The sequence below is a fragment of the Filimonas zeae genome, assembly GCF_014641615.1.
Classification (GTDB): Bacteria; Bacteroidota; Bacteroidia; order Chitinophagales; family Chitinophagaceae; genus Filimonas; species Filimonas zeae.
Genome location: NZ_BMIB01000002.1, coordinates 1 through 22,070, shown reverse-complemented (window position 1 = coordinate 22,070; position 22,070 = coordinate 1). Strand labels below are relative to the sequence as shown.

General features: G+C 45.3%; 15 protein-coding genes. 12 read left to right on the top strand and 3 right to left on the bottom strand.

The window, feature by feature from the left end:
* The first annotated feature begins 10 nt into the window (after positions 1-10).
* The 3 genes from IEY13_RS06900 to IEY13_RS06890 are packed head-to-tail and all read left to right on the top strand — an operon-like array spanning position 11 to position 6,229.
* A complete protein-coding gene (locus IEY13_RS06900) occupies positions 11-3,613 on the top strand; it encodes a SusC/RagA family TonB-linked outer membrane protein (RefSeq protein ID WP_188951258.1) in 3,603 nt (1,200 codons plus the stop codon).
* Positions 3,614-3,632: 19 nt separating this feature from the next.
* The gene (locus IEY13_RS06895; protein WP_188951257.1) at positions 3,633-5,051 is read left to right on the top strand and encodes a RagB/SusD family nutrient uptake outer membrane protein; all 1,419 of its coding nucleotides are present in this window, start codon (positions 3,633-3,635) and stop codon (positions 5,049-5,051) included.
* A 44-nt stretch (positions 5,052-5,095) separates the two neighbouring features.
* Positions 5,096-6,229: a TlpA disulfide reductase family protein gene (locus IEY13_RS06890; RefSeq protein ID WP_188951256.1), complete on the top strand. Its 1,134-nt coding sequence runs from the start codon at positions 5,096-5,098 to the stop codon at positions 6,227-6,229.
* Positions 6,230-6,324: 95 nt separating this feature from the next.
* Here IEY13_RS06890 and IEY13_RS06885 read toward each other — a convergent pair whose 3' ends face one another.
* A complete protein-coding gene (locus tag IEY13_RS06885) occupies positions 6,325-7,098 on the bottom strand; it encodes an SDR family oxidoreductase (protein ID WP_188951255.1) in 774 nt (257 codons plus the stop codon).
* 111 nt (positions 7,099-7,209) lie between these two features.
* On the opposite strand from IEY13_RS06885, the gene IEY13_RS06880 reads away from it, so the two are divergent.
* A complete protein-coding gene (locus IEY13_RS06880) occupies positions 7,210-7,536 on the top strand; it encodes a winged helix-turn-helix transcriptional regulator (RefSeq protein ID WP_188951254.1) in 327 nt (108 codons plus the stop codon).
* Positions 7,537-7,599: 63 nt separating this feature from the next.
* Here the strand turns inward: IEY13_RS06880 and IEY13_RS06875 are convergent, their stop codons facing one another.
* The gene (locus IEY13_RS06875; RefSeq protein ID WP_188951253.1) at positions 7,600-8,100 is read right to left on the bottom strand and encodes a DinB family protein; all 501 of its coding nucleotides are present in this window, start codon (positions 8,098-8,100) and stop codon (positions 7,600-7,602) included.
* Between the two features lie 281 nt (positions 8,101-8,381).
* On the opposite strand from IEY13_RS06875, the gene IEY13_RS06870 reads away from it, so the two are divergent.
* The 5 genes from IEY13_RS06870 (at position 8,382) to IEY13_RS06850 (ending at position 13,821) form a co-directional block, all read left to right on the top strand.
* Positions 8,382-9,902 (top strand): DUF4394 domain-containing protein, encoded by a 1,521-nt coding sequence (locus IEY13_RS06870; protein ID WP_188951252.1) that lies wholly within the window; start codon positions 8,382-8,384, stop codon positions 9,900-9,902.
* Positions 9,903-10,021: 119 nt separating this feature from the next.
* The gene (locus IEY13_RS06865) at positions 10,022-10,453 is read left to right on the top strand and encodes a hypothetical protein (protein ID WP_188951251.1); all 432 of its coding nucleotides are present in this window, start codon (positions 10,022-10,024) and stop codon (positions 10,451-10,453) included.
* 20 nt (positions 10,454-10,473) lie between these two features.
* Positions 10,474-11,037 carry a globin family protein gene (locus IEY13_RS06860; RefSeq protein ID WP_188951250.1) on the top strand — a complete coding sequence of 188 codons (564 nt, stop codon included), beginning with the start codon at positions 10,474-10,476 and terminating at the stop codon, positions 11,035-11,037.
* A gap of 293 nt (positions 11,038-11,330) precedes the next feature.
* A complete protein-coding gene (gene thrS, locus IEY13_RS06855; protein ID WP_188951249.1) occupies positions 11,331-13,274 on the top strand; it encodes a threonine--tRNA ligase in 1,944 nt (647 codons plus the stop codon).
* A gap of 121 nt (positions 13,275-13,395) precedes the next feature.
* Entirely contained in the window at positions 13,396-13,821 is a 426-nt protein-coding gene (locus IEY13_RS06850; protein WP_188951248.1) for a response regulator, read from the top strand.
* A gap of 25 nt (positions 13,822-13,846) precedes the next feature.
* Here the strand turns inward: IEY13_RS06850 and IEY13_RS06845 are convergent, their stop codons facing one another.
* Positions 13,847-14,509: a hypothetical protein gene (locus IEY13_RS06845; protein ID WP_188951247.1), complete on the bottom strand. Its 663-nt coding sequence runs from the start codon at positions 14,507-14,509 to the stop codon at positions 13,847-13,849.
* A gap of 203 nt (positions 14,510-14,712) precedes the next feature.
* Here IEY13_RS06845 and IEY13_RS06840 point away from each other — a divergent pair, with 203 nt between their 5' ends.
* The 3 genes from IEY13_RS06840 to IEY13_RS06830 form a co-directional block, all read left to right on the top strand.
* Complete coding sequence (locus IEY13_RS06840) at positions 14,713-14,895, top strand: hypothetical protein (protein WP_188951246.1); 183 nt, start codon at positions 14,713-14,715, stop codon at positions 14,893-14,895.
* Positions 14,896-14,954: 59 nt separating this feature from the next.
* Entirely contained in the window at positions 14,955-15,986 is a 1,032-nt protein-coding gene (locus IEY13_RS06835) for a helix-turn-helix domain-containing protein (protein WP_188951245.1), read from the top strand.
* A 106-nt stretch (positions 15,987-16,092) separates the two neighbouring features.
* A partial coding sequence (locus tag IEY13_RS06830; RefSeq protein WP_188951244.1) for an Ig-like domain-containing protein occupies positions 16,093-22,070 on the top strand: 5,978 nt, incomplete at its 3' end.

Here is a 22,070-nt window from a genome sequence, read left to right as displayed (position 1 = left end):
ATCCTTAGCAATGAAACTAACTACTATTGTAATGCTTATTACATGCCTGCAGGTATCGGCAGCAGGTGTAGCGCAGCAGGTGAGTTACAAGGGCAAAGCGGTAACGCTGCAACAGGCGTTCAGTATTATTAAACAGCAAACCGGTTATGTGTTCTTTTATGATAAAAAAGATATATCTGCCGCGCAGCCGGTAGCCGTAAACTGGAGTAATATGCCGCTGGATAAGGCACTGAAAGAATTACTTAACGGTCAGCAGCTGGATTATGAAATTCAGGGCAATACCATTGTGGTTACCAAAGCTGTCCGCAAAGAAGAACCCACTTACCAGTTGGTAATGGAATCTTTTGCCCCGCCGCCCGCAGAACTGCGTGGTAAGGTGGTAGATAGCAGCGGCAAACCCGTGGCAGGTGTATATGTACAGGTAAAAGGCACCCGCAAGGGGGCTGTTACCGATGAGTATGGCGATTTTAAATTAAACGAAGTAGCACCAGATGCCGTGCTGGAAATGAACGGCGTAAACATAGACCGTTTTACCCGCCAGCTCTCCGGCGAAAAAAATGTAACCCTGGTAGCCCGTATTAAAGTGGCACGCCTGGATGATGTAGGGGTGGTAAGCACCGGCTATCAGACTATTTCGCGTGAGCGTAGTGCCGGTTCTTATACCAAAGTAAATATGGATGTGGTAGCCAACCGCAGCAGCTCTATGAGTGTGTTGCAGAACCTGGATGGTCTGGTGCCTGGCCTGGTGGTGAATAATACGCCTAACAGAAACCAGTTTATCATCAGGGGTTTAGCTACTACCGGTGCGCCTAATCTTAACGGCATCGGTTATTCCGGTACCAGCCCGCAGCCTCTTTTTGTGGTAGATGGCCTGGTAATGAATGATGATGTCAGGTTAACCAATGAGTTGAACCCTTTAACCATGTCGGGCATATCAGGTATTAACCCGCAGGATGTGGAAAGTATTACGGTGCTGAAAGATGCCACTGCTGCCTCAATCTGGGGTGCACGTGCAGCCAACGGCGTTATTGTAATTACTACCAAAAAAGGCTCCTTCAACAGTAAGGTTACCGTAAACTACGATGGCTTTGTAAACTTTCAGGGCAGGCCACAGCTGGATTACATGCCCAGACTTAACAGCCAGCAGTTTGTGTCTGCGGCAGAAGAAATATTTCGCAGAAACGATTATGGTTTTGTAAAGCAATACCCCTGGAGTACGGTTAACAGACAAGGCGGCGGATTGGATGGTACCATTGCACCGCACGAAATGATTCTGTATAACGAATACCGTGGGTTAATTACCCCGCAACAGGCACGTAAGGGCCTGGATAGCCTGGCAGGTATAGATAACCGTGGACAGATTAAAGATCTGCTGTATCGCAATGCCATGCTTACCAATCATACCATTTCCATGAGTGGCGGCAGCGGCACCTATTCTTTCTACGGCTCCGGTTCTTATACCAATACCGTAAGTAATGAGCCCGGTGAAAAAAATAACAACTATAAAATAAACCTGCGTCAGGATTTTAAACCAACTACCTGGGCGCGTTTTTATTTACTTACAGATTTGTCTACCAACAGCACCTCCTCCAAACCTAACCGGGATATTGATTATACTTTTTATCCCTATCAGTTGTTTCAGGATGCTAACGGTAACAACTTATCTGTGCCCATACTGGTGGGCCTGCCAGATTCTATACGCAGCGATTATGAAAGCAGAAGCCGCATAAGCCTGGATTATAATCCGCTGAACGAGCGGGAATATGGTTATACCAGAAACACTTCTTTAACCGCCCGTATTAACACAGGCGTAACCATTAATTTATGGAAGGGGTTGCGTTTTGAAGGTACGTACGGGTATATCAAAGGCAGCTTAACACAAAAGCAGTTTGAAAGCCTGCAGTCTTTTGAAGTGCGTAAAGAAATTGTACAGTTTACGGTAGCGCCCAATGCGGCTACTACCCCGGTATACTACCTGCCCACCAACGGTGGCCGCTTAACTACCTTAACGGGCGATCAGCGTAACTGGACGGTGCGGAATATGCTGGCTTATGATAAGCAATGGAAACAGCATGAAATAAACGCAATATTCGGTCAGGAATCGCAGGAACAGTTTAGTACGCAACAACGCACACGCGTAAGAGGTTTTAACGAAAACCTGCTTACCACCGGTGCAGTAGATTATAAAACACTGGGTGGCGTGCTAATGGGTACCGTTTGGCCTAACTATGCTAACGTAGCCAGTATTCTTGCGTATGATAATTTCAGTACCAACGAAACCACACGCCGTTTTACTTCTTACTACGCCAACGCCGGTTATACCTATAACCGGAGATATGCGTTTAATGCCAGCTGGCGTATTGATCAGAGTAATCTGTTTGGTAAAAGCAAAGCTGCACAAAACAGGCCGGTATGGAGTACAGGGGTAAAATGGAATATCAGTAATGAAGATTTCATGCAGACTGTAAGCGCTATTCAGCGTTTGGCGGTACGTGTAACATACGGTATTACCGGTAACTCACCCAGCCCGGGTGTGGCAGCTTCTAATGACGTTATTGGTGGCCGTTCCAATGCCTGGTTTCCTGGCGGTGTGGGCTTAACCATCAACACGCCTGGTAACGATAAGCTGTCGTGGGAAAGTACCAGAACCACCAATTTTGGTATCGATTTCGGTGTGTTAAATGGTCGCTTATCCGGTTCGGTTGATGTATATATCAGAAAAACTACTGATCTGCTGGGGGTAATTTATCCCAACAGTCTCAATGGATGGCCATCCGTAACCGGTAACCAGGGTGATATCTCTAACAGAGGTATTGAATTAAACCTTAACTCAACCAACATTGCCACGCGCGATTTCAGCTGGAGTACCTACTTCACTTTTGCGCACAACAAAAACACGGTTGATCGTTTAACCAGCCCCAGACAGCCACAAACAGGTGCAGATATGATGCTGGTAACTATGCGTGAGGGATTACCTGCTTATACGCTGTTTGGTTACAACTATGTTGGCCTGGATGCAGATGGTTTGCCGCTGGTAAAACTGGCAGATGGTACGGTAACCAATAACAGAAACAGTGCCCAGGCAAAAGATATGGTGTTTGCAGGTTCTTTTCAACCCAAATGGAATGGAGGCTTAGGCAACACCTTCCGTTACAAAAACTTCCGGTTAAGCGCTAATATGGTGTACAATATGGGCAATGTAATGCGTTTAGACCGTAATCTGATTTTTGGTGGTATGCTGCACCGCAATGTGTCGGTTGATTTTCTGAAACGCTGGCAGAAAAAGGGAGATGAAAACTTTACAGATATTCCTCCGTTTGTGGGTAATGGAGATGCTATTAATGGCTTAGGCAATGTTGACTATTTCCTCAATGGCGTTAACAATATAGTGGATGCTTCTTTTGTTAAACTCAGAGATGTTACGTTGTATTACGATATGCCGCGTAGTGTATTAAACAGTGTACGTTTAAAAACACAAAACATTACTTTCCGCGTACAGGTGTCTAACATTATGCTTTGGAAAGCCAATAAATTTAATGTAGATCCGGAATACCAGGGTGTAATACCTGCCAACCAGCATACTATTACCCTTGGTGCGCATGTTACCTTATAACATTTTAAAGAAACGATTCATGAACATTGTATATAAAACTGTAGGCAAACCGGCACTGGTGGCATTATTGCTTGCCACCGCAGTTTCCTGTAAAAAATCATTTCTGGAAATAGAACCCAAAGGCGTCATTATCGCTCAGAAAACATCTGACTACGATTTGTTGCTGAACAATACAGACCTGGTAATTGCCAATGCTGGTAACCATACGCTGATGGGGGACGAGCTGGCTTCTGTAGAGCCGCGCTGGACGGGCGCCAGCTTTGCAGATAAAAAGCTGTTTCAATGGCAAACAGATATTTACACCGGCGGCGATGATGCGGCAGAAACCCTGAACCCCTCTAAGCACCTGTATATTTATAACAAGATTATTGGCGAGGTAATGTCTTCCACCGAAGGCAGAGAAGATACCAAAAAAGCCCTGCGTGCCGAAGCGCTTGCGGGCCGCGCCTGGGTACATTTTTTATGGGTGAATTTTTTTGGTAAACCCTACAATGCTGCCACCGCTGCTACAGACCCGGCTTTTACCTTAATACTGGATTCTGATGTAAACAATGGCCCTTATACTAAAGTAAGCGTGCAGGCCATGTACAATCAGATTATTGCCGATCTTACAGCTGCTATACCCGATATGGCATCGGCAGGTGTATACCACCGCATTCGCATGAGCAAAGCAGCCGCACAGGGGCTGCTGGCTAAAGTGTATATATTCATGGGCAGGTTTGATGAGGCGCTGCCTTTGTTAAACGAAAGCATCAGCAACCTGGCTTTATCTACACCCGGTACCAGCTCCGGCACCTCCCTGATGGATTATCAAACCTTACCCGCCGGTTCTGCTACCGTAGCGCCGTACGATCAGGAGAATGTATATGCCAAACAGTACAGCAACACTTATACAGGTACCAGCAACAGAAACTTCTGGTTATCGCCCGCTACCATGGCATTGTATGGTGCCTCCGATATGCGCCGCAAATGGTTTGGCGATTCTCTTACCATGACCAATGGTGTAAAAATGTTCCGTAGAAACAGACAGCTGAGTGCTTTTTACGGCCTGCGTGTACCGGAATTATATCTGTTACGCGCCGAGGTAAAAGCGCGTAAGGAAGACCTGGAAGGTGCAGTAAGCGATTTGCTTACCCTGCGCCAGAAGCGTATACCTGCGGCAGATGCCGGAGTGCCTGCCACGGCCGCCGCGGCTAAAATGCCTTTGCTGCAGTTTATAATGGAAGAGCGTATACGCGAGTTCAGCGCACAGGGCTACCGCTGGTTTGATATGCGCAGGCTTTCGGTTGATCCGCTGTTTGCAGGTATGCCTGCATACCAGCATGTGGTGTTTGATGAGGCAGGTGCCGTAAAAGAAACCTTTACGCTAAAGCCGGAGAACTTTGTATTTCAGATTTCTCCCAAGCTGCTGGGTGAAAACCCGGGGCTGAAACCTTAACCCGTAAAGGCTGCTGAATTAAATAGTATATAAATTAATACATCATGAACAGGAATAGTTTGCTGGCCATTGTTTGCAGTTTGCCAATGGGGCTGATGGCACAGAAAGGATATACCGTAAAGGGAAAAGTAGGTGCAGTAGATGCACCGGCTATAGCTTACCTGGAGTATAGCGCTGCCGGTAAAACCGTAAAAGATTCGGTGGTACTACGCAAAGGCAGCTTTGCGTTTACCGGGCAGGTAAACAATCCTGTACAGGCTTCTATTGTGTTAAAGCACGATACGGCTACTATGGGTAAAAGGGTTCGCCAGGATTATCTGTACTTCTGGCTCGAAAATTCCAACATAACCATTACTGCTGCCGATTCAGTTAACAACGCTGTAGTAAAAGGCTCTGTAGCCAATGAAGAAGGTAACCTGTTAACAGCGTTGCAGCGCCCTTACCGCAAAACGGCTGATTCTGTAACAAAGGCATATTATGCAAAAACGGCCGAAGAGCGTAAAGATAGTGCTTTTCGCAAAGCGCTGGGTGCCGCCCAGCAGCAATCGCAAACCGGTTACGATAGTGTTACCCGCCAGTTTATAGCAGCACATCCCAACTCCTATGTAGCCTTACAGGCATTTGGCTACATAGAGGTAGGCTATAATTTTAACCCCGATACTGCTGCCCGCCGTTTCAGCCTTTTTGCACCCGCATTACAGGCCACCGCTTTGGGTAAAAAAATAACGGGTATGATTGAAACCGGCAGGAAAACCCAGGCAGGTGTTATGGCTATGGATTTTACCCAACCCGATAGCACCGGCAAACAGGTAAAGCTGAGCGATTACCGTGGCCGCTATGTATTGGTAGATTTCTGGGCCAGCTGGTGCAAACCCTGCCGTGCGGAAAACCCCAACATGCTGGCAGCGTATAAAAAGTTTAAAGAGAAGAACTTTGAAATACTGGGTGTATCGCTGGATGATGATAAAGGCCGCCGTGCCTGGTTGCATGCCGTAAAGCAGGATAGCCTGCCCTGGACACAGGTAAGCGATCTGAAAGGTTTTGAAAGCCCTGCTGCGGTGTTGTATGGTGTAAAAGCCATTCCATCTAACTTTCTGATTGACCCTTCAGGAAAGATTGTAGCTACTAATTTAAGAGGTGAGGAGCTGGAGAAGAAACTGGCGGTATTGTTGAAATAATCAGCCGGAAAATACTAACCCCTTGTGTAATATATGCGACCTGCCTTTTTAGGCAGGTCGTTTTTTATTGTGTTACTACAAGGAAGCTATTGCTTTTACACAGTAGGTGCTGCACCGCCATCCACTGCATAATTGGCCCCGGTAATATATACCGCTTCCGGAGAAGCAAGAAACGTTACCAGGCTGGCAATCTCTTCAGATGCTGCCATTCTGCCCAACGGTACACCTACCTTGTCCATTATCGCTTTAAATACACTCTCTGAGGTGGTGTTTGAATTTTTAGCCAGATTATCAATAAAGTCCAGCATCAACTGTGTTTTAACCAGGCCTGGCGAAACCACGTTTACACGTATTCCCTTTAAGCCTACTTCGCTTGCCAGTGCTTTGCTGTATGCATTCAATGCTGCTTTTGCGGATGAGTAAGACATCGTCATTTCCCAGATAGGCTGTTTGGCAGCACCTGTTGAAATGTTGATGATTACACCACTTTTTTGTTCAATCATGGTAGGCAACAGCGCTTTGTTCATACGCACTACAGACATAAAGTTCAATTGCCAGTCATTATTCCAATGTTCGTCTGAAAGCGTGCTGAAGCCGCCACCGGGGCTTAAATTAGCACCTGCATTGTTTACAATAATGTCTATTCTTCCGTATTTCTTTACAATTTCTTCCGCAACTTTTTCAGCGCTCTGGGGCATGGCAAGGTCTGCTGCTATAAAGTGATGGCCGTTTGGGTTTTCCTCCGGTGCCGTTCGCGCTGTTATAATTACTACTGCGCCTGCACCGCTTAATTTGTCGGCAATAGCTTTACCAATTCCTTTCGTTCCACCTGTTACTAAGGCAACCTGTCCTTTCAATGAATGATTCATATCCTTTTTGATTTAGAATACAAAGAAAAAGGCATTACTTTACTTTTGAAAGTGGTTACACGAATGTAAAGTAGTACCAGAAAGTAAAGCTTTAAGTAAAATCAGGCATCTATGAGCGATAAAAAAGTTGAAAAATGTGGAGAACGGTGTGCCTTACAGGAAATTCTGGACGTAATTGGCGGAAAATGGTCTATGTCTATCATCTATGCGCTGTTTTCCGGCAAAAAGCGGTTTAGCGAGTTAGAGCGGCTGATTCCTGGCATAAACACCCGCATGCTGGTAAAGGAACTGAAGAATATGGAAGCAAACGGCATTATTACCAGAGAGGTATTTGCCACTGTGCCACCTACGGTAGAATATACCTTAACCACAAAGGGGGAAAAGTTAGAGGCCAGCATTAATGAATTGTATAAGTGGGGGATGGAGTATGTTGCGTAACATAAGTATCCCCCTGTATAGGATTGTCCGGCAGTTTTTACTGCCGGACTTTTTTGTACCCTGCTACTGCGTTGCAGCCATAAAAAAGCCTGCCATATCTGTATTGGTAAAATTGGTAAAGCCAGCCTGCCGTAGCAGGGTTACCAGTTGCCCGCGGTGGTAGGTGGCATGGTTAACAAAATGCAGCAGGGTTTGCCAGAAAAGCATCTGGCCCTGCCTGCCGTCAGGATACATAAAAGTAACAGGCTGTTGATAGGCTTCTTCGGGATAGTTGTCAATTACGCTTTGCAAATCTGCTGATGTGCTTTCCCAGAGTTCAATCAAATCTTTCCGCGTGCCGTTAAACACCCCACTCAGGTAAACAGGGTGGGGGGCCTTTGTCCAAAAGTCAATCCATACCTTTTTGGCGCTCACCATATGTATAGCGGTCTGGCGTATGCTGGCAAAGCTGCTGGTAAGGGGTTGGTTCCATTGTTCCTCACTAATCTGGCTAAGCCAATCCATAATTAATCTGTCTGTGTGGTTGTTGTATTGTGCTAAAGTGGTAATATAAGCCCTTGTCATAATCTGCCGTTTATTGTAATGCAAAACTAGCCGGCGGGTGCCGGGCAGTATTATAGATAATCGTTCAAATGGTGCAGGCCAGTGATCAAAAAAACGCCCACACCTACTATTTGCCTGTAGTCTGGCGTTATTTGGGCGAGTTTGTGCATTTCCGGAGCGGAGCGGCCGGGTGCGATTTGAAAAAGCAGGCAGAGAAAGCGTTTGGATGGAATGAGGTATATTAAAATACACCCTGCTAAATCTATAATACAGCGGTTTACGTAATTGGTTAAAATGAAACCATGAAGCGTTACCACAACCGCCCTATTCTTGTTCTGTTAATGATTACTGTAGCTTTTTTGTCATCCTGTAAAAAGAACGATGACGATACCATGGACATGGGAGCCGACTTTTTCTTCTGGGGGCTTACCGCCTCTAACCAGTTAATAAAATATAATGTAAAAGCCACACAAACACCGGTGGAAACGGTGAATGTAACCGGCCTGGCTGCCGGCGAAAAGTTGTTGAGTATTGATTTCAGGCCCGCAACGGGGCAACTGTATGCCCTTAGCAGCAACAGCCGCCTGTATACCATTCATCTGGGCACAAACAAAGGCAGCGCCACTGTTGTAGGCACCGCTGCTTTTTCGCCAGCCATTAGTGGTACTATTGCCAGTATAGATTTTAACCCTACGGTAGATAGAATAAGGCTGGTTACCAACAGCGGCCAGAACCTGCGCCTGCACCCTGAAACCGGGGCACTTGCTGCTTCCGATATTGCTATTAACGGTGCTGCCGGTGCTGCTGTAACTGGTATTGCTTATACTAACAGCGTGGCAGGTGCCACTGCTACTACCTTGTTTGATATTGATGTAGCCAACAGGAAATTGTACAAGCAAATACCACCTAACGATGGTAAACTGGTAGAGGTAGGTACTATTAATGCAGACTTTACCGGGCAGGCAGGTTTTGATATAAACGCCGATAACAGCAGGATACTGGCCACCTTTACTGCATCGGGTACAACGCGGCTGTATACATTGGATACAGCCAATGCGGCTACCAGACTGGCAGGTACCCTCTCTGCAGCAGTAATAGATATTGCCATTCCTTCCGATGCGGTGGCCTACGCAGCAGGCAACGGTCAGCTGCAGATATTTAACCCCCTGGCTAAAACAGCCATAACCACCAAAACTGTGGGCGGCCTGGGCACAGGGGAGGTGATAGCTGGTATTGATTTCAGACCAGCCAACGGCCAGTTATATGGTATAACACTTACACCTGCCGGTAATTTTGCCCGCTTGTATACCTTTAACCTGGGTACTGGCCTGGCTACTGCAGTGGGTAGTGGTTTTGCACTTACTGCGGGAACAACAGCATTAGGGTTTGATTTTAACCCAACGGTAGATAAGATAAGACTGGTAACAGACCTGGGCCAGAACCTGCGCCTTAGCCCGGTAGATGGTACTATATCTAATACAGACCTTACCTTAAACCCTGCCACCTTACTTATATCAGGCGCTGCTTATACCAACAGCTTTGCAGGTGCTGCTTCTACCACCTTGTTTGTATTAAACAGCACACGTTTGTATAAGCAAGACCCCCCTAATAATGGCGTACTTACCGAAACAGGAAGCCTGGGTGTTACCGCAGAAAGTACCAATGGTTTTGATATAGGTGGTACCACTAACCAGGGCTATGCTTTGCTTACAGTGGCCGGTGCTACACGTTTGTATACTATTAATACTACTACAGGCATGGCGGCTGCCGGGCGCGATTACCCCAATAAGGTAACGGGCTTTGCAGTAGGTGGTGGCTTTTAATAGCAGTTATTACTCAAACATTTTGTAACGGGTAAAAGGCAGCTTTTACCCGTTATTTTTTTATTTGTTGTAAAACCATTGTCATAAAATTGTCGTATTTATTATAAAGGAAAACTTTTATGAAAAAATGGCCCTTTATTAAAAAAGCCCTGGTTGTTTGTGGATGTATTGTTCTTTCACTGGTTGTTTTACTGGCGGTACATATATACATGGTAACAAGGCCCAAAGCGCCGGATGCCAATACGGTTGTAATGGCCCGGCTTGATATTAAGCAGGCGGTTAACCAGCAGGATGCTGATAAAATAACTGCATGGCTTTATGAGCAAAAAGGCATTAGCCATGTATTGTGCAACCCCGATAACCGCATAGCAATTTTTACATTCTTTCCTGTTCAGTTAAATGCGGATGCTGTTGCTGCCAAACTTCAGGCGCAGCTGGGCTATCAGGTAGCCCGTTATATGCCTACCGCAGCTGAACTGAAAAGTGGTTGCCCTGCATCTGCGGGCCCCGTATCATCCCGGTTAATGAGCTACTTCAAACGCGTCTTTTAAAAAACAATAAATAAAAACAGATGAAAACAATTTCTTGTCTGGTGCTGGTGGCAGCACTGGCTGGTACTGTATTGCTTGGTGAGTCATGTTCTAAAAACGATAACACACCGGCAGCGGCACCTACCCTGTACGATTCGTTAGGCGGAACCACTATGGTAACGGACCCTGCTAACTCCGGCGCTAAAATAGAAGCGGGCCGGTTATTAATCCGCAATATTGTAGACAGCAGCATTTTTGTAATTGCAGCCGATAGCCGTATTAACGGCTTTTTTAAAGTATTGCTTGCAGAAGTTACTGCCGGCAATACCAGCGGTTTTGCTGCTTTAAGTAAAAGTCTTACCGATTTTGTTTGCGTAGGCACCGGCGCTAAAAACTTTACATACGGCGGTAAAAGCATGCGTGCAGCGCACGACCCTGCACAAAACCCCCGGATGAATGGTAAAGCAAATAATAGCCATATGGATGCTTTTGAAGAAGATTTGGTAAAGGGTGCTGCCAAAGCGGGCGTACCTGCCACCAATAAGGCTTTGCAAAGTGTAGCACGTATAGTTGAATCGTTGCGGGGGGCAGTGGTTCAGCAGTAGTAGTTGTAGAATTTGCATTTTCAGCAGAAGCCGCCCGTTAATAACGAGGCGGCTTCTTTGTTGGGAGCTTACAGTATTTTACAGCGCATAGATAATTTGTATCTTTAGCTGAATAATTGAAATAAAATCAGTAGGTTTGTTTTAATGATTAGAAACGTATATACAACAACGTCTGTAACAACTACCATAGGTAGCTGGGGCGTTTGTATGTAGATAATATATTTATAGTACAACAGAAAGGCCCCGGTTATACCGGGGCTTTTTTTATTTCAGGTAATTGATAAAACCGATGTATGCAAAGGATGAGTATTCACATTACGTTTCCTGATGGCAGTGTGCGCCCGTATGAAGCCGGCGTATCAGGTTGGGATATTGCAAAGTCACTATCCGAAGGGCTGGCCCGCCAGGTGCTGGCTGCAAAAGTAAATGGCGTTGTACAGGATTTGTCTGCAACAATAACAACTGATGCTACTATCTGTTTTTTAAAATGGGAAGATGCGGAAGGGCAAAACACCTTCTGGCATAGCACCGCCCACCTGTTGGCAGAAGCCGTAGAGGCGCTTTTTCCCGATGCTCAATTCTGGGTGGGGCCTGCTTTGGAAAAGGGTTTTTATTACGATATAGACCTGGGCGATTATAAGCTGACCGAAGATGACCTGCGGAAGCTGGAAATGAAAATGAGCGCCCTGGCTAAAAACAACGCACCTTTTATACGCAAGGCCATGCAAAAGGAGGAGGCTATCGCGTGGTTTACTGAAAAAGGCGATAGGTATAAACTGGATTTGTTGCATGGCCTGGAAGATGGCAATATCAGTTTTTATACCCAGGGTAATTTCACCGATTTATGCCGTGGGCCGCATATTCCGCATACCGGTTTTATTAAAGCCATTCAGCTAACCAGCATTGCCGGTGCGTATTGGAAGGGCGATGAAAACAATAAACAACTCACCCGTATTTACGGCATAAGCTTTCCCGCGCAGAAAGAGCTGGATGAATACCTGGCATTGCTGGAAGACGCGAAAAAGCGTGACCACCGTAAGCTGGGTAAAGAACTGGAACTGTTTGCTTTTTCTGAAAATGTGGGTCTGGGTTTACCACTATGGCTGCCCAAAGGCGCTATGCTGCGGGAAAGATTACAACAGTTTTTACAGAAGGCACAAATGGAAAGTGGTTACCTGCCGGTTATTACCCCTAACATTGGTCACAAAAACCTGTATGTTACCAGTGGCCATTATGAAAAATACGGTAAGGATAGTTTTCAGCCTATAAAAACCCCGCAGGAAGGAGAGGAGTTTTTATTGAAGCCTATGAACTGCCCGCACCATTGTGAAATATATAAAACTGCGCCCCGGAGTTATAAAGATTTGCCTTTGCGCCTGGCGGAGTTTGGTACTGTGTACCGCTACGAGCAGCATGGCGAGCTGCATGGGCTTACCCGTGTGCGGGGATTTACACAGGATGATGCCCATTTGTTTTGTATGCCCGAACAGGTAAAAGAAGAGTTTAAAACTGTTATAGATCTGGTGTTATATGTGTTTAAAAGCCTCGGGTTTACCAATTACACCGCACAAATTTCGCTGCGCAATAAGGAAGATAGAAGTAAATACATAGGCAGCGAAGAAAACTGGCAAAGGGCAGAACAGGCTATTATAGAAGCGGCCGCAGAAAAGGGGCTAACCACTGTAACAGCGTATGGCGAGGCAGCGTTTTATGGCCCTAAGCTTGATTTTATGGTAAAGGATGCCATTGGGCGTAAATGGCAACTGGGTACTATTCAGGTAGATTATAATCTGCCCGAACGTTTTGACCTTACCTATATTGGGGAAGACAATGCCCGGCACCGCCCTGTTATGATACATCGTGCGCCCTTTGGCAGCATGGAGCGTTTTATTGCGGTACTTACAGAGCATTGTGCCGGAAAATTTCCGTTGTGGCTGGCACCTGTGCAGGTAAAGTTGTTGCCCATAAGCGATAGGTTTTTACCCTATGCCCAAAACGTTTTACTGCAGTTGAAAAAAGCAGATATACGGGTGGAAATGGACGACCGTAACGAAAAAATAGGTAAGAAGATACGCGATGCTGAACGGATGAAGATACCCTGTATGCTGGTGATTGGTGAACAGGAAGTAGCGGAAGGAAAGGCTGCTGTGCGGCGCCATGGAAAGGGAAATATGGGAGCCAGAAGTGTTGAAGAAATTATTGCGGGTTTAAGGCAGGAGGTCGAGGAAAACCAGTAGTTTTTATACGGGTTTGATGATGGCTTACCGGCTGTGCCAGGCAAGCGCTGTTTTGAATGAATAATTGGCCATTTTTTTGATAGTCTGCATGTAGTTTTTAATTAATAGCATATAGGACGACATGGATCTGACCAATACTTTGCCCCTGCCCATTGTGGTACTTGCAGATGACGATGATGAGGATTGTATGATTTTCGCCGATGCCATAGCGGCCATTGAAGCGAATGTGGAATTGAATACGGTGAAAAATGGGGAAATATTGATGCAGTTATTGAAAAAGTATGTTCCTGATCTGCTGTTTCTGGATATTCAGATGCCTTACCAGGACGGCCGGCAATGCATTAAAGCTATTCGTGCTAACAGAGAGTACGATGCTTTGCCTGTTATTGTATACACAGGCATGCGTAACCCGGATTCGGTTAATTTTTTCTTCCGCGAAGGGGCTAATTTTTTCCTGGAAAAACCGGAAACAATGGGTAAGCTGAAAATTGCCCTGTATCAGATATTATCACGCTTTTCCTTTATTACTTTTAAACAGAAGGATTAATTCTTTTGAAATGAAAAGTGTGACACTATTTGTAATAATAATACCAGTTGCCCTGATAAGTGGTATCAAAATTCTCTTTGCTATCCAGCACCAGCTTAAATGATTCCCGTTCAAAATAATCAAACGTATCATACTGCTTCAGCAACTGAAACCAGGCATCTGTCCAGCGGTGTAATACTGCACTGTCTGCCATTTCCTTTACCTGTTGCCGGGTATATACAAAAAAGGTGGTGTAGCCAAAGCATACAGATATTTCCCAAAGTCCCTCTGCACTCAATTCTTCCTTTAACCGGCGGATGGCATCGCCCGGTATGTTTTCGTTGGCTTCTGCTTTAGCCAGTATTTCAAAAGCACAGCAGGTAACCCAAATGTTTTCGGTGTTGTATTGGCTGATGCCCTGTTGCTGCATCAACCATTGAAATTGCCGTATAATGGCCTGCTGTTTATTTTTGTTAAACGTAAACTGGTCTTTCGTATAAAACATAGCCCTTTCGCTTTCGCGTTCCACAAAAATCTCCAGTTCAGTTTGCTTCCGTTTTTCAATTACTTTACAGCATATATTAACGGGTAGTATGCCGTAGGTTTCCTTTATCCAGTTGGCCAGCGGCTGAAAATGCGGGTTCATAGCTGCTTTGCCCAACATTATTTTTCTGGTGGCTTTATAATGTTCGCTGGAAAGTGTTGCCATATGTATCAGGTAGTCTGAAATGATTGTTATGCTGCTATTGCAATAAAGCGTGCTGATAGCGCGGTGGTGTTTACCTGCACATATTATGCCGGTAGCCGTTAACACAAACGCCCGGTCGTTTTACGGAGAAGTAAAGGTAAACTACCGGTTAAGACTGTGGAACGATCTTTTTACGAAACATTTCTGTATCAAAACCTTTTTGTATGAAGAAAGAAAACACCACAGAAGAGAAAATTACCATAAACAACAAGAAACCGGTAGTGAAAGAAGCCCCATCGGAACAGGAATCCAGGAAAGATAAAGGGCTTACCAAAGAAGACCTGCCCGATGCGTCTAATGAATCTGCCGGTAAAACGGGTAGCGGGCAAAGACAGGATTCGAATTAATGAGGTTAACTGCCTTATGTTGGGTAATTTAGCGCTGCCAATACAACTGAAAAGCAATTATGTCCCAGACTATACAGCCATTGCAGCACTGGACTATCACCTATCCTGAAAAGTTTATTGCCATTATGGATACCATTCCTTCCATTGGGCATGATAAAGAACTGCGTACCATAACGGCAGGCATGCCTGATGTGGACACCGTATTCCATTACGAAAAACTGGAGGAAGGGTGCTACCTGTTTATAGTAGATATGAAGGCAAAACAGGAAACCACTTACGTAATGCATGGAGACAGGGATACAGAATTTTATTGCCTTAGTTACCAGCGTATACAGGGGCCTGTACAAAAAACACCGCTTGCTAAAAGCGTGGATGCCGGGCCGCTGGAAAGCAAAGTACTTTCGCTACCCAGCCTGTGCAGTTTTTACAATAATCAGTTTGATTACGATACGCATTTTGTGGAAGGGGCAGCTGTAAAGGCGTTTATCTTCTGCTTTACCCCCGCCTGGCTTGCAACAACCATCGATCTTTCCACTGCAGACGCGCAGGCCGAGTATGTGAAAGTGATTCATAAGCAAAGCAGCAATATGTCATTCCTCAGTGATAGTTTTTACAAACATACTCTAACGGAACTGGACAATCTGGTATTCAATACCCCACGTACGGCCATTTACAACCTGGTATTAAAGAAGCTTTCGCTTACACTGATTTCAGATTTCTTTACCATTGTATCTGAGCCGCAATCTGTTATAAACGTTGATCCGGATGAGCAGGTGAAAGCAGGCATGAACCGCATTATGCAATACCTGGAACAAAACGTACGCAAAGGCTTCCCGGGCCTGGAAACGCTGGCCGAAATGGGGGGCATGAGCGTATCTACCATGCGCAGGCAATTCCTGCGTTTTTGTGGGTATTCAGCATTTGACTATTTCCGTGAAGTGCAGATGCGCTATGCTTTTGAGCAGTTGAAACAAGGGGTACGTACCAAGGATATAGCCTTATATCTTGGGTTTAAAAACTCTGGCAATTTCAGCAGGCTTTTTAAAGAGCGTTATAACCTTACCCCTGCGGAAATGAAAAAGATGAACTGATAAGTTGACCATATCTGAGTGTTTTTTGAACATATCGTGATACTGTGTTGCCGATATTTTTGCCCCACCGGCAAAAATGCCCGTGCCGTGGCAACACTACGCGATTATGAAAGTAATTTTACGCTCAACACTACACCTTATTCTCTGCCTTGTACTGTATGTAAGTGCACATGGGCAACTGCAATCCTTATCTACTTACGGCGGATTAACGCCGGCTTTTAGCCCCGATGTTTACAATTATTCCAGAGTTATAGGCCCGCGTACCGGCACTATAACCCTGAATTTTACGGTTGCTGCCGGTACAACGGTAAAGATAAATGGAGTTAACGTATCCACTTTATATTATACGGTAAACGCAAATGGTACACCGTGTACATTGGAAGTTACAGCGGCGAATGGTGTTAAATCAGTGTATACTATACAAATGCCGATGCTGTCGTTAACATTAAACATTACCAATGCCACCTGTGGCAAAAATGACGGGGCGGTATCGGCAATATTTAATAATGCCACCGAGCCGTATACCATCAGGTGGTATGATGCAAATTATAATGCCAAAGGCATTGGTACATCTACCAGTGGCCTTGCACCGGGTGGCTACTGGTGTAACGCCGTATTAAGTGATGGGTCGGGCAGTTTTGTGTCCACCTATTTTACCGTTGGCGTGAATAATACCCTTGCTATAAACGGCGTAAAAACAGATGTTACCTGTGCCGGTGCCGCTACCGGACAGGTAGCACTTTCGCCTTCCGGCGGAACGGCGCCTTACACATATTTATGGTCAAACGGAACAACGGATGCCACGGCAGGTAACCTTGCGTCCGGAGTTTATTCTGTAACAGTGAATGATGCTGCCGGCTGTACGCGAACGGGTTCTTTTACCATTACACAACCCAACGCGTTATCCGCTACTACCACTTCAACGGGTGTAACCTGTAATGGAGCAAAAGATGGTAAAGCAAGTGTGTCGCCTGCAGGTGGCACTGCACCTTATACCTACACCTGGACAAATGCTAACAGCACGTCCTCATCCGTTAGTACGCTCGGTGCCGGTACGTATAGTTGTACCATAAAAGATAAAAACGGATGCACGTTAAAAAAAGATTTTACGATTAACGAACCCACTGCTATAACTGCTTCGGCTGTACAGGCAGATGTGACTTGTTATGGCTTATCAAACGGGTCTGTTGCATTAACACCAACTGGTGGAACACCTGGTGCTACCGGATATACGTATGTATGGGCTCCTGCCGGTGGCACGTTAGCAACCGCAAAAAATCTGGCTGCCGGCAATTATAGCTGCGAAATAAAAGACTCCCGTGGCTGTAAAATAAATCAATCATTTGCTGTGGCGCAGCCGGTGGCGGCGTTAACGGCAACCACTACCAGTACCGTTGTAAGTTGCCATGGGGGCGGCGATGGTACAGCTACCATTAATGCCAATGGTGGTACCGCTCCCTACACCTATCTCTGGACCGGTAAAGGCATTACTGGTAAAACAGCCACAGGTCTCTCTGCCACAACCCATTCGTATAACGTTACTGACGATAAAGGTTGCACTTTTACTGGTAACGTTGCTATTACACAACCTGCGGCAGCCCTTGCAACAGTTATATTACAGGCGCAAACTTCCTGTGCCGGCTTAAGCAGAAACAAAGCATCTGTTACCGCTTCAGGAGGCACCGCACCATACAGCTATAAATGGTTGCCATTGGGCGGAAATAATACCGTAACAACGGAACTTCCTGCCGGTGACTATGCAGTAACCATAACAGATAGCAAAGGATGCACATTGAATAAGGCAATCACCCTTGTTGAAAATCCATTGCCAACAGTGTCCCCAATTACGGGTAAAGCCACTGTGCTTGTAAACGGAAGCACCACATTGGATAACAATGTTACCGGTGGGCGGTGGAGCTCATCCAACACGGGGGTAGCAATCGTGAGTACTTTTGGCGGCCTGGTAACAGGTGTAGCGCCGGGAACTGCCATTATTACTTATACGGTGTCAAACGGTGTTTGTGAAAACAAAACAACACATCAGATACAGGTTAATCCCTTGCCTCCGCAAACCTCTATCGCTGGCGGGCCTGCCTCCTTTACAAACCAGCAAAGTGCATCGTTTTATTTTAGCAGCAATGTAAGCAGTGTAACCTATCAGGCGTCTGTTGATAGTAGTGTCTTTATAACTGTTCCCAACCCGTTTACTATAAGCGGACTTACCGCAGGAAATCACACTTTATCTGTTCGTGCGGTAGATAGTTATGGCACAACAGGCCCGGTACAGGGCGTTTATAAGTGGACAGTGGATATAGCACCGCCCACAGGTTCTATTGTAATAAATGCCAACGCCGTTTATACCAATAAAACAACCGTAACGCTTGCCGTTACGGCAGGTGACGATAATGGCGCCGTAGAAGCAGCATTTTCTAATGATGGTAAAGCCTATAGCGAATACGCTGCCGTTAGCCCGGAAAAGACCTGGGAACTGAATTCCGGTGATGGTAATAAAACGGTGTATGTGCAGCTGCGCGATAAAGCCGGCAATACATCCGTTACCACTGCTTCCATTTGGCTTGACAGAACAGCACCTGCTGTGCCTGTTATTACCCAACCAGCCCATAATAGCTCAATCAATAACACATTACCTGTTGTAAAGGGCACAGCCGAAGCCGATGCAGCAGTGGCTGTTTATGTTGACGGAACTTTTGCCGCTACCGTACATTCAAACGCCGGAGAAAATTGGCAGTACCCGACAATTCACCCGCTCCGGAACGGTGCGCATGAAATAAAAGTAAAAGCCACAGACAAGGCAGGAAATGAAAGCGCATTTACAAATATTACCAGGTTTATTATTGATACAACAGCTTTGACTGCACAATTGTCCTCTCAGGCACTTCAATACGTAAATGCCGCATTCAAAGTGTCAATTGTATTCAATAAACCTGTAACTGATTTTGATAAGAATGATCTTGTTGTAGTAAATGGAGTTGTATCTGACTTTACAAGTATAGATGGCAGTACCTATAACGCTACAATTACACCAGCAGCAGATGGTGAAGTGATAGTAAGCGTGACAGAAAATGCAGCATCAGATGCGGCAGGCAATGGTAATATTGCCTCAGATACATTGGTTCGTAAGTATGATGCTACCCGGCCAACGGTTACTATTGCTACTGCTGCTAAAAATCCCCTGAATAAAGCATTTGACATTACTGTTACGTTCAGTGAGGCTGTAACTGGTTTTGGTAAATCTGGCCTTACCGTAGAAAATGGCGCGATATCCAGTTTTACAAGTATTGATGCTACGACATATACCGCAACTATTACACCAGCAGTTAATGGCGAAGTAAAAGTAAGCGTGGCAGAAAATTCAGCCTCGGATGCGGCAGGCAATGGTAATGTTGCCTCAGATACATTACTGAGGAACTATGACGCAACCCGACCAACGGTAACAGTTACTACTTCTGCTGCAAATCCGTTGAATAAAGCATTTGATATTGCCGTTACGTTCAGTGAGGCTGTAACTGGTTTTGGTAAATCTGGCCTTACCGTAGAAAATGGCGCGATATCCAGTTTTACAAGTATTGATGCTACGACATATACCGCAACTATTACACCAGCAGTTAATGGCGAAGTAAAAGTAAGCGTGGCAGAAAATTCAGCATCGGATGCGGCAGGCAATGGGAATATTGCTTCAGATACATTGCTGAGGAACTATGACGCAACCCGACCAACGGTAACAGTTACTACCTCTGCTGCAAATCCGTTGAATAAAGCATTTGATATTGCTGTTGCGTTCAGTGAGGCTGTAACTGGTTTTGGTAAATCTGACCTTGTTTTAGAAAATGGCGCGATATCCAGTTTTACAAGTATTGATGCTACGACATATACCGCAACTATTACACCAGCAGTCGATGGGGAAGTGAAAGTGAGCGTGGCAGAAAATTCAGCATCGGATGCGGCCGGCAATGGAAATATTGCCTCAGATACGTTGGTGCGGAAATATGATGCTACTAAACCAGTAGCTACTATTACTACTACTGCTACAAATCCGTTGAATAAAGCATTTGATATTACTGTTACGTTCAGTGAAGCTGTAACAGGTTTTGGTAAATCTGGTTTTGCTGTAGAAAACGGTGCAGTATCAGGCTTTACTGTTATTAATGCTACAACATACACTGCCACTATTACACCAGCAGTTAATGGCGAAGTAAAAGTAAGCGTGGCAGAAAATTCAGCATCGGATGCGGCAGGCAATGGGAATATTGCTTCAGATACGTTGGTGCGTAAATATGATGCTGCCCGGCCAACGGTTACTATTACTACTACTGCTGCAAATCGTCTGAATAAATCTTTTGATATAACAGTCACGTTTAGTGAGGTTGTGACAGGATTTGGTAATTCTGGTCTTGCTGTATACAACGGCGCGATATCCGGCTTTACAAGTATTGATGCTACAACGTATACCGCAACTATTACACCGGCTGTTGATGGGGAAGTGAAAGTGAGCGTGGCAGAAAATTCAGCATCGGATGCGGCAGGCAATGGAAATATTGCCTCAGATACGTTGGCGCATAAATATGATGCTACTAAACCAGTAGCTACTATTACTAGTATTGCTACAAATCCGTTGAATAAAGCATTTGATATTACTGTTGCGTTCAGTGAAGCTGTAACAGGTTTTGGTAAATCTGGTTTTGCTGTAGAAAACGGTGCAGTATCAGGCTTTACTGTTATTAATGCTACAACATACACTGCCACCATTACACCGGCTGTTGATGGCGAAGTGAAAGTGAGCGTGGCAGAAAATTCGGCATCGGATGCGGCCGGCAATGGAAATATTGCCTCAGATACGTTGGTGCGTAAATATGATGCTGCCAGGCCAACGGTTACTATTACTACTACTGCTGCAAATCCGCTGAACAAAGCATTTGATATTGCCGTTACATTCAGTGAAGCTGTAACTGGTTTTGGTAAATCTGGCCTTACAGTAGAAAATGGCGCGATATCCATCTTTACTAGTATTGATGCTACGACCTATACCGCAACTATTACGCCGGCTGTTGATGGCGAAGTGAAAGTGAGCGTGGCAGAAAAATCAGCATTGGATGCGGCCGGCAATGGAAATATTGCCTCAGATGCATTGGTGCGTAAATATGATGCTACTAAACCAGTAGCTACTATTACTAGTATTGCTACAAATCCGTTGAATAAAGCATTTGATATTACTGTTACGTTCAGTGAAGCTGTAACAGGTTTTGGTAAATCTGGTTTTGCTGTAGAAAACGGTGCAGTATCAGGCTTTACTGTTATTAATGCTACAACATGCACTGCCACCATTACACCGGCTGTTGATGGGGAAGTGAAAGTGAGCGTGGCAGAAAATTCAGCGTCTGATGCGGCAGGCAATGGAAATATTGCCTCAGATACGTTGGTGCGTAAATATGATGCTGCCCGGCCAACGGTTATTATTACTACTACTGCTCCAAATCCTCTGAATAAATCATTTGATATAACAGTCACGTTTAGTGAGGTTGTAACAGGATTTGGTAATTCTGGTCTTGCTGTATACAACGGCGCGATATCCAGCTTTACAAGTATTGATGCTACAACGTATACCGCAACTATTACACCAGCAGGTGATGGGGAAGTGAAAGTGAGCGTGGCAGAAAATTCAGCATCGGATGCGGCCGGCAATGGAAATATTGCCTCAGATACATTACTGAGGAACTATGACGCAACCCGACCAACGGTAACGGTTACTACCTCTGCTGCAAACCCGCTAAATGGTGTATTTGATGTTGTTGTTAAATTCAGCGAAGCTGTGATAGGTTTTAATAAAGCAGGCCTTGTTGTAGCGAATGGCGCTGTATCTGGCTTTATGCGTGTAGATGCCACAACATATACTGCTACTATAGTGCCGGCCATGGATGGCGAAGTGAAAGTGAGCGTGGCAGAAAACTCAGCATCGGATGCGGCAGGTAATGGTAATGTTGCTTCAGATACGTTGGTGCGTAAATATGATGCTGCCCGGTCAACGGTTACTATTACTACTACTGCTGCAAATCCGTTGAATAAAGC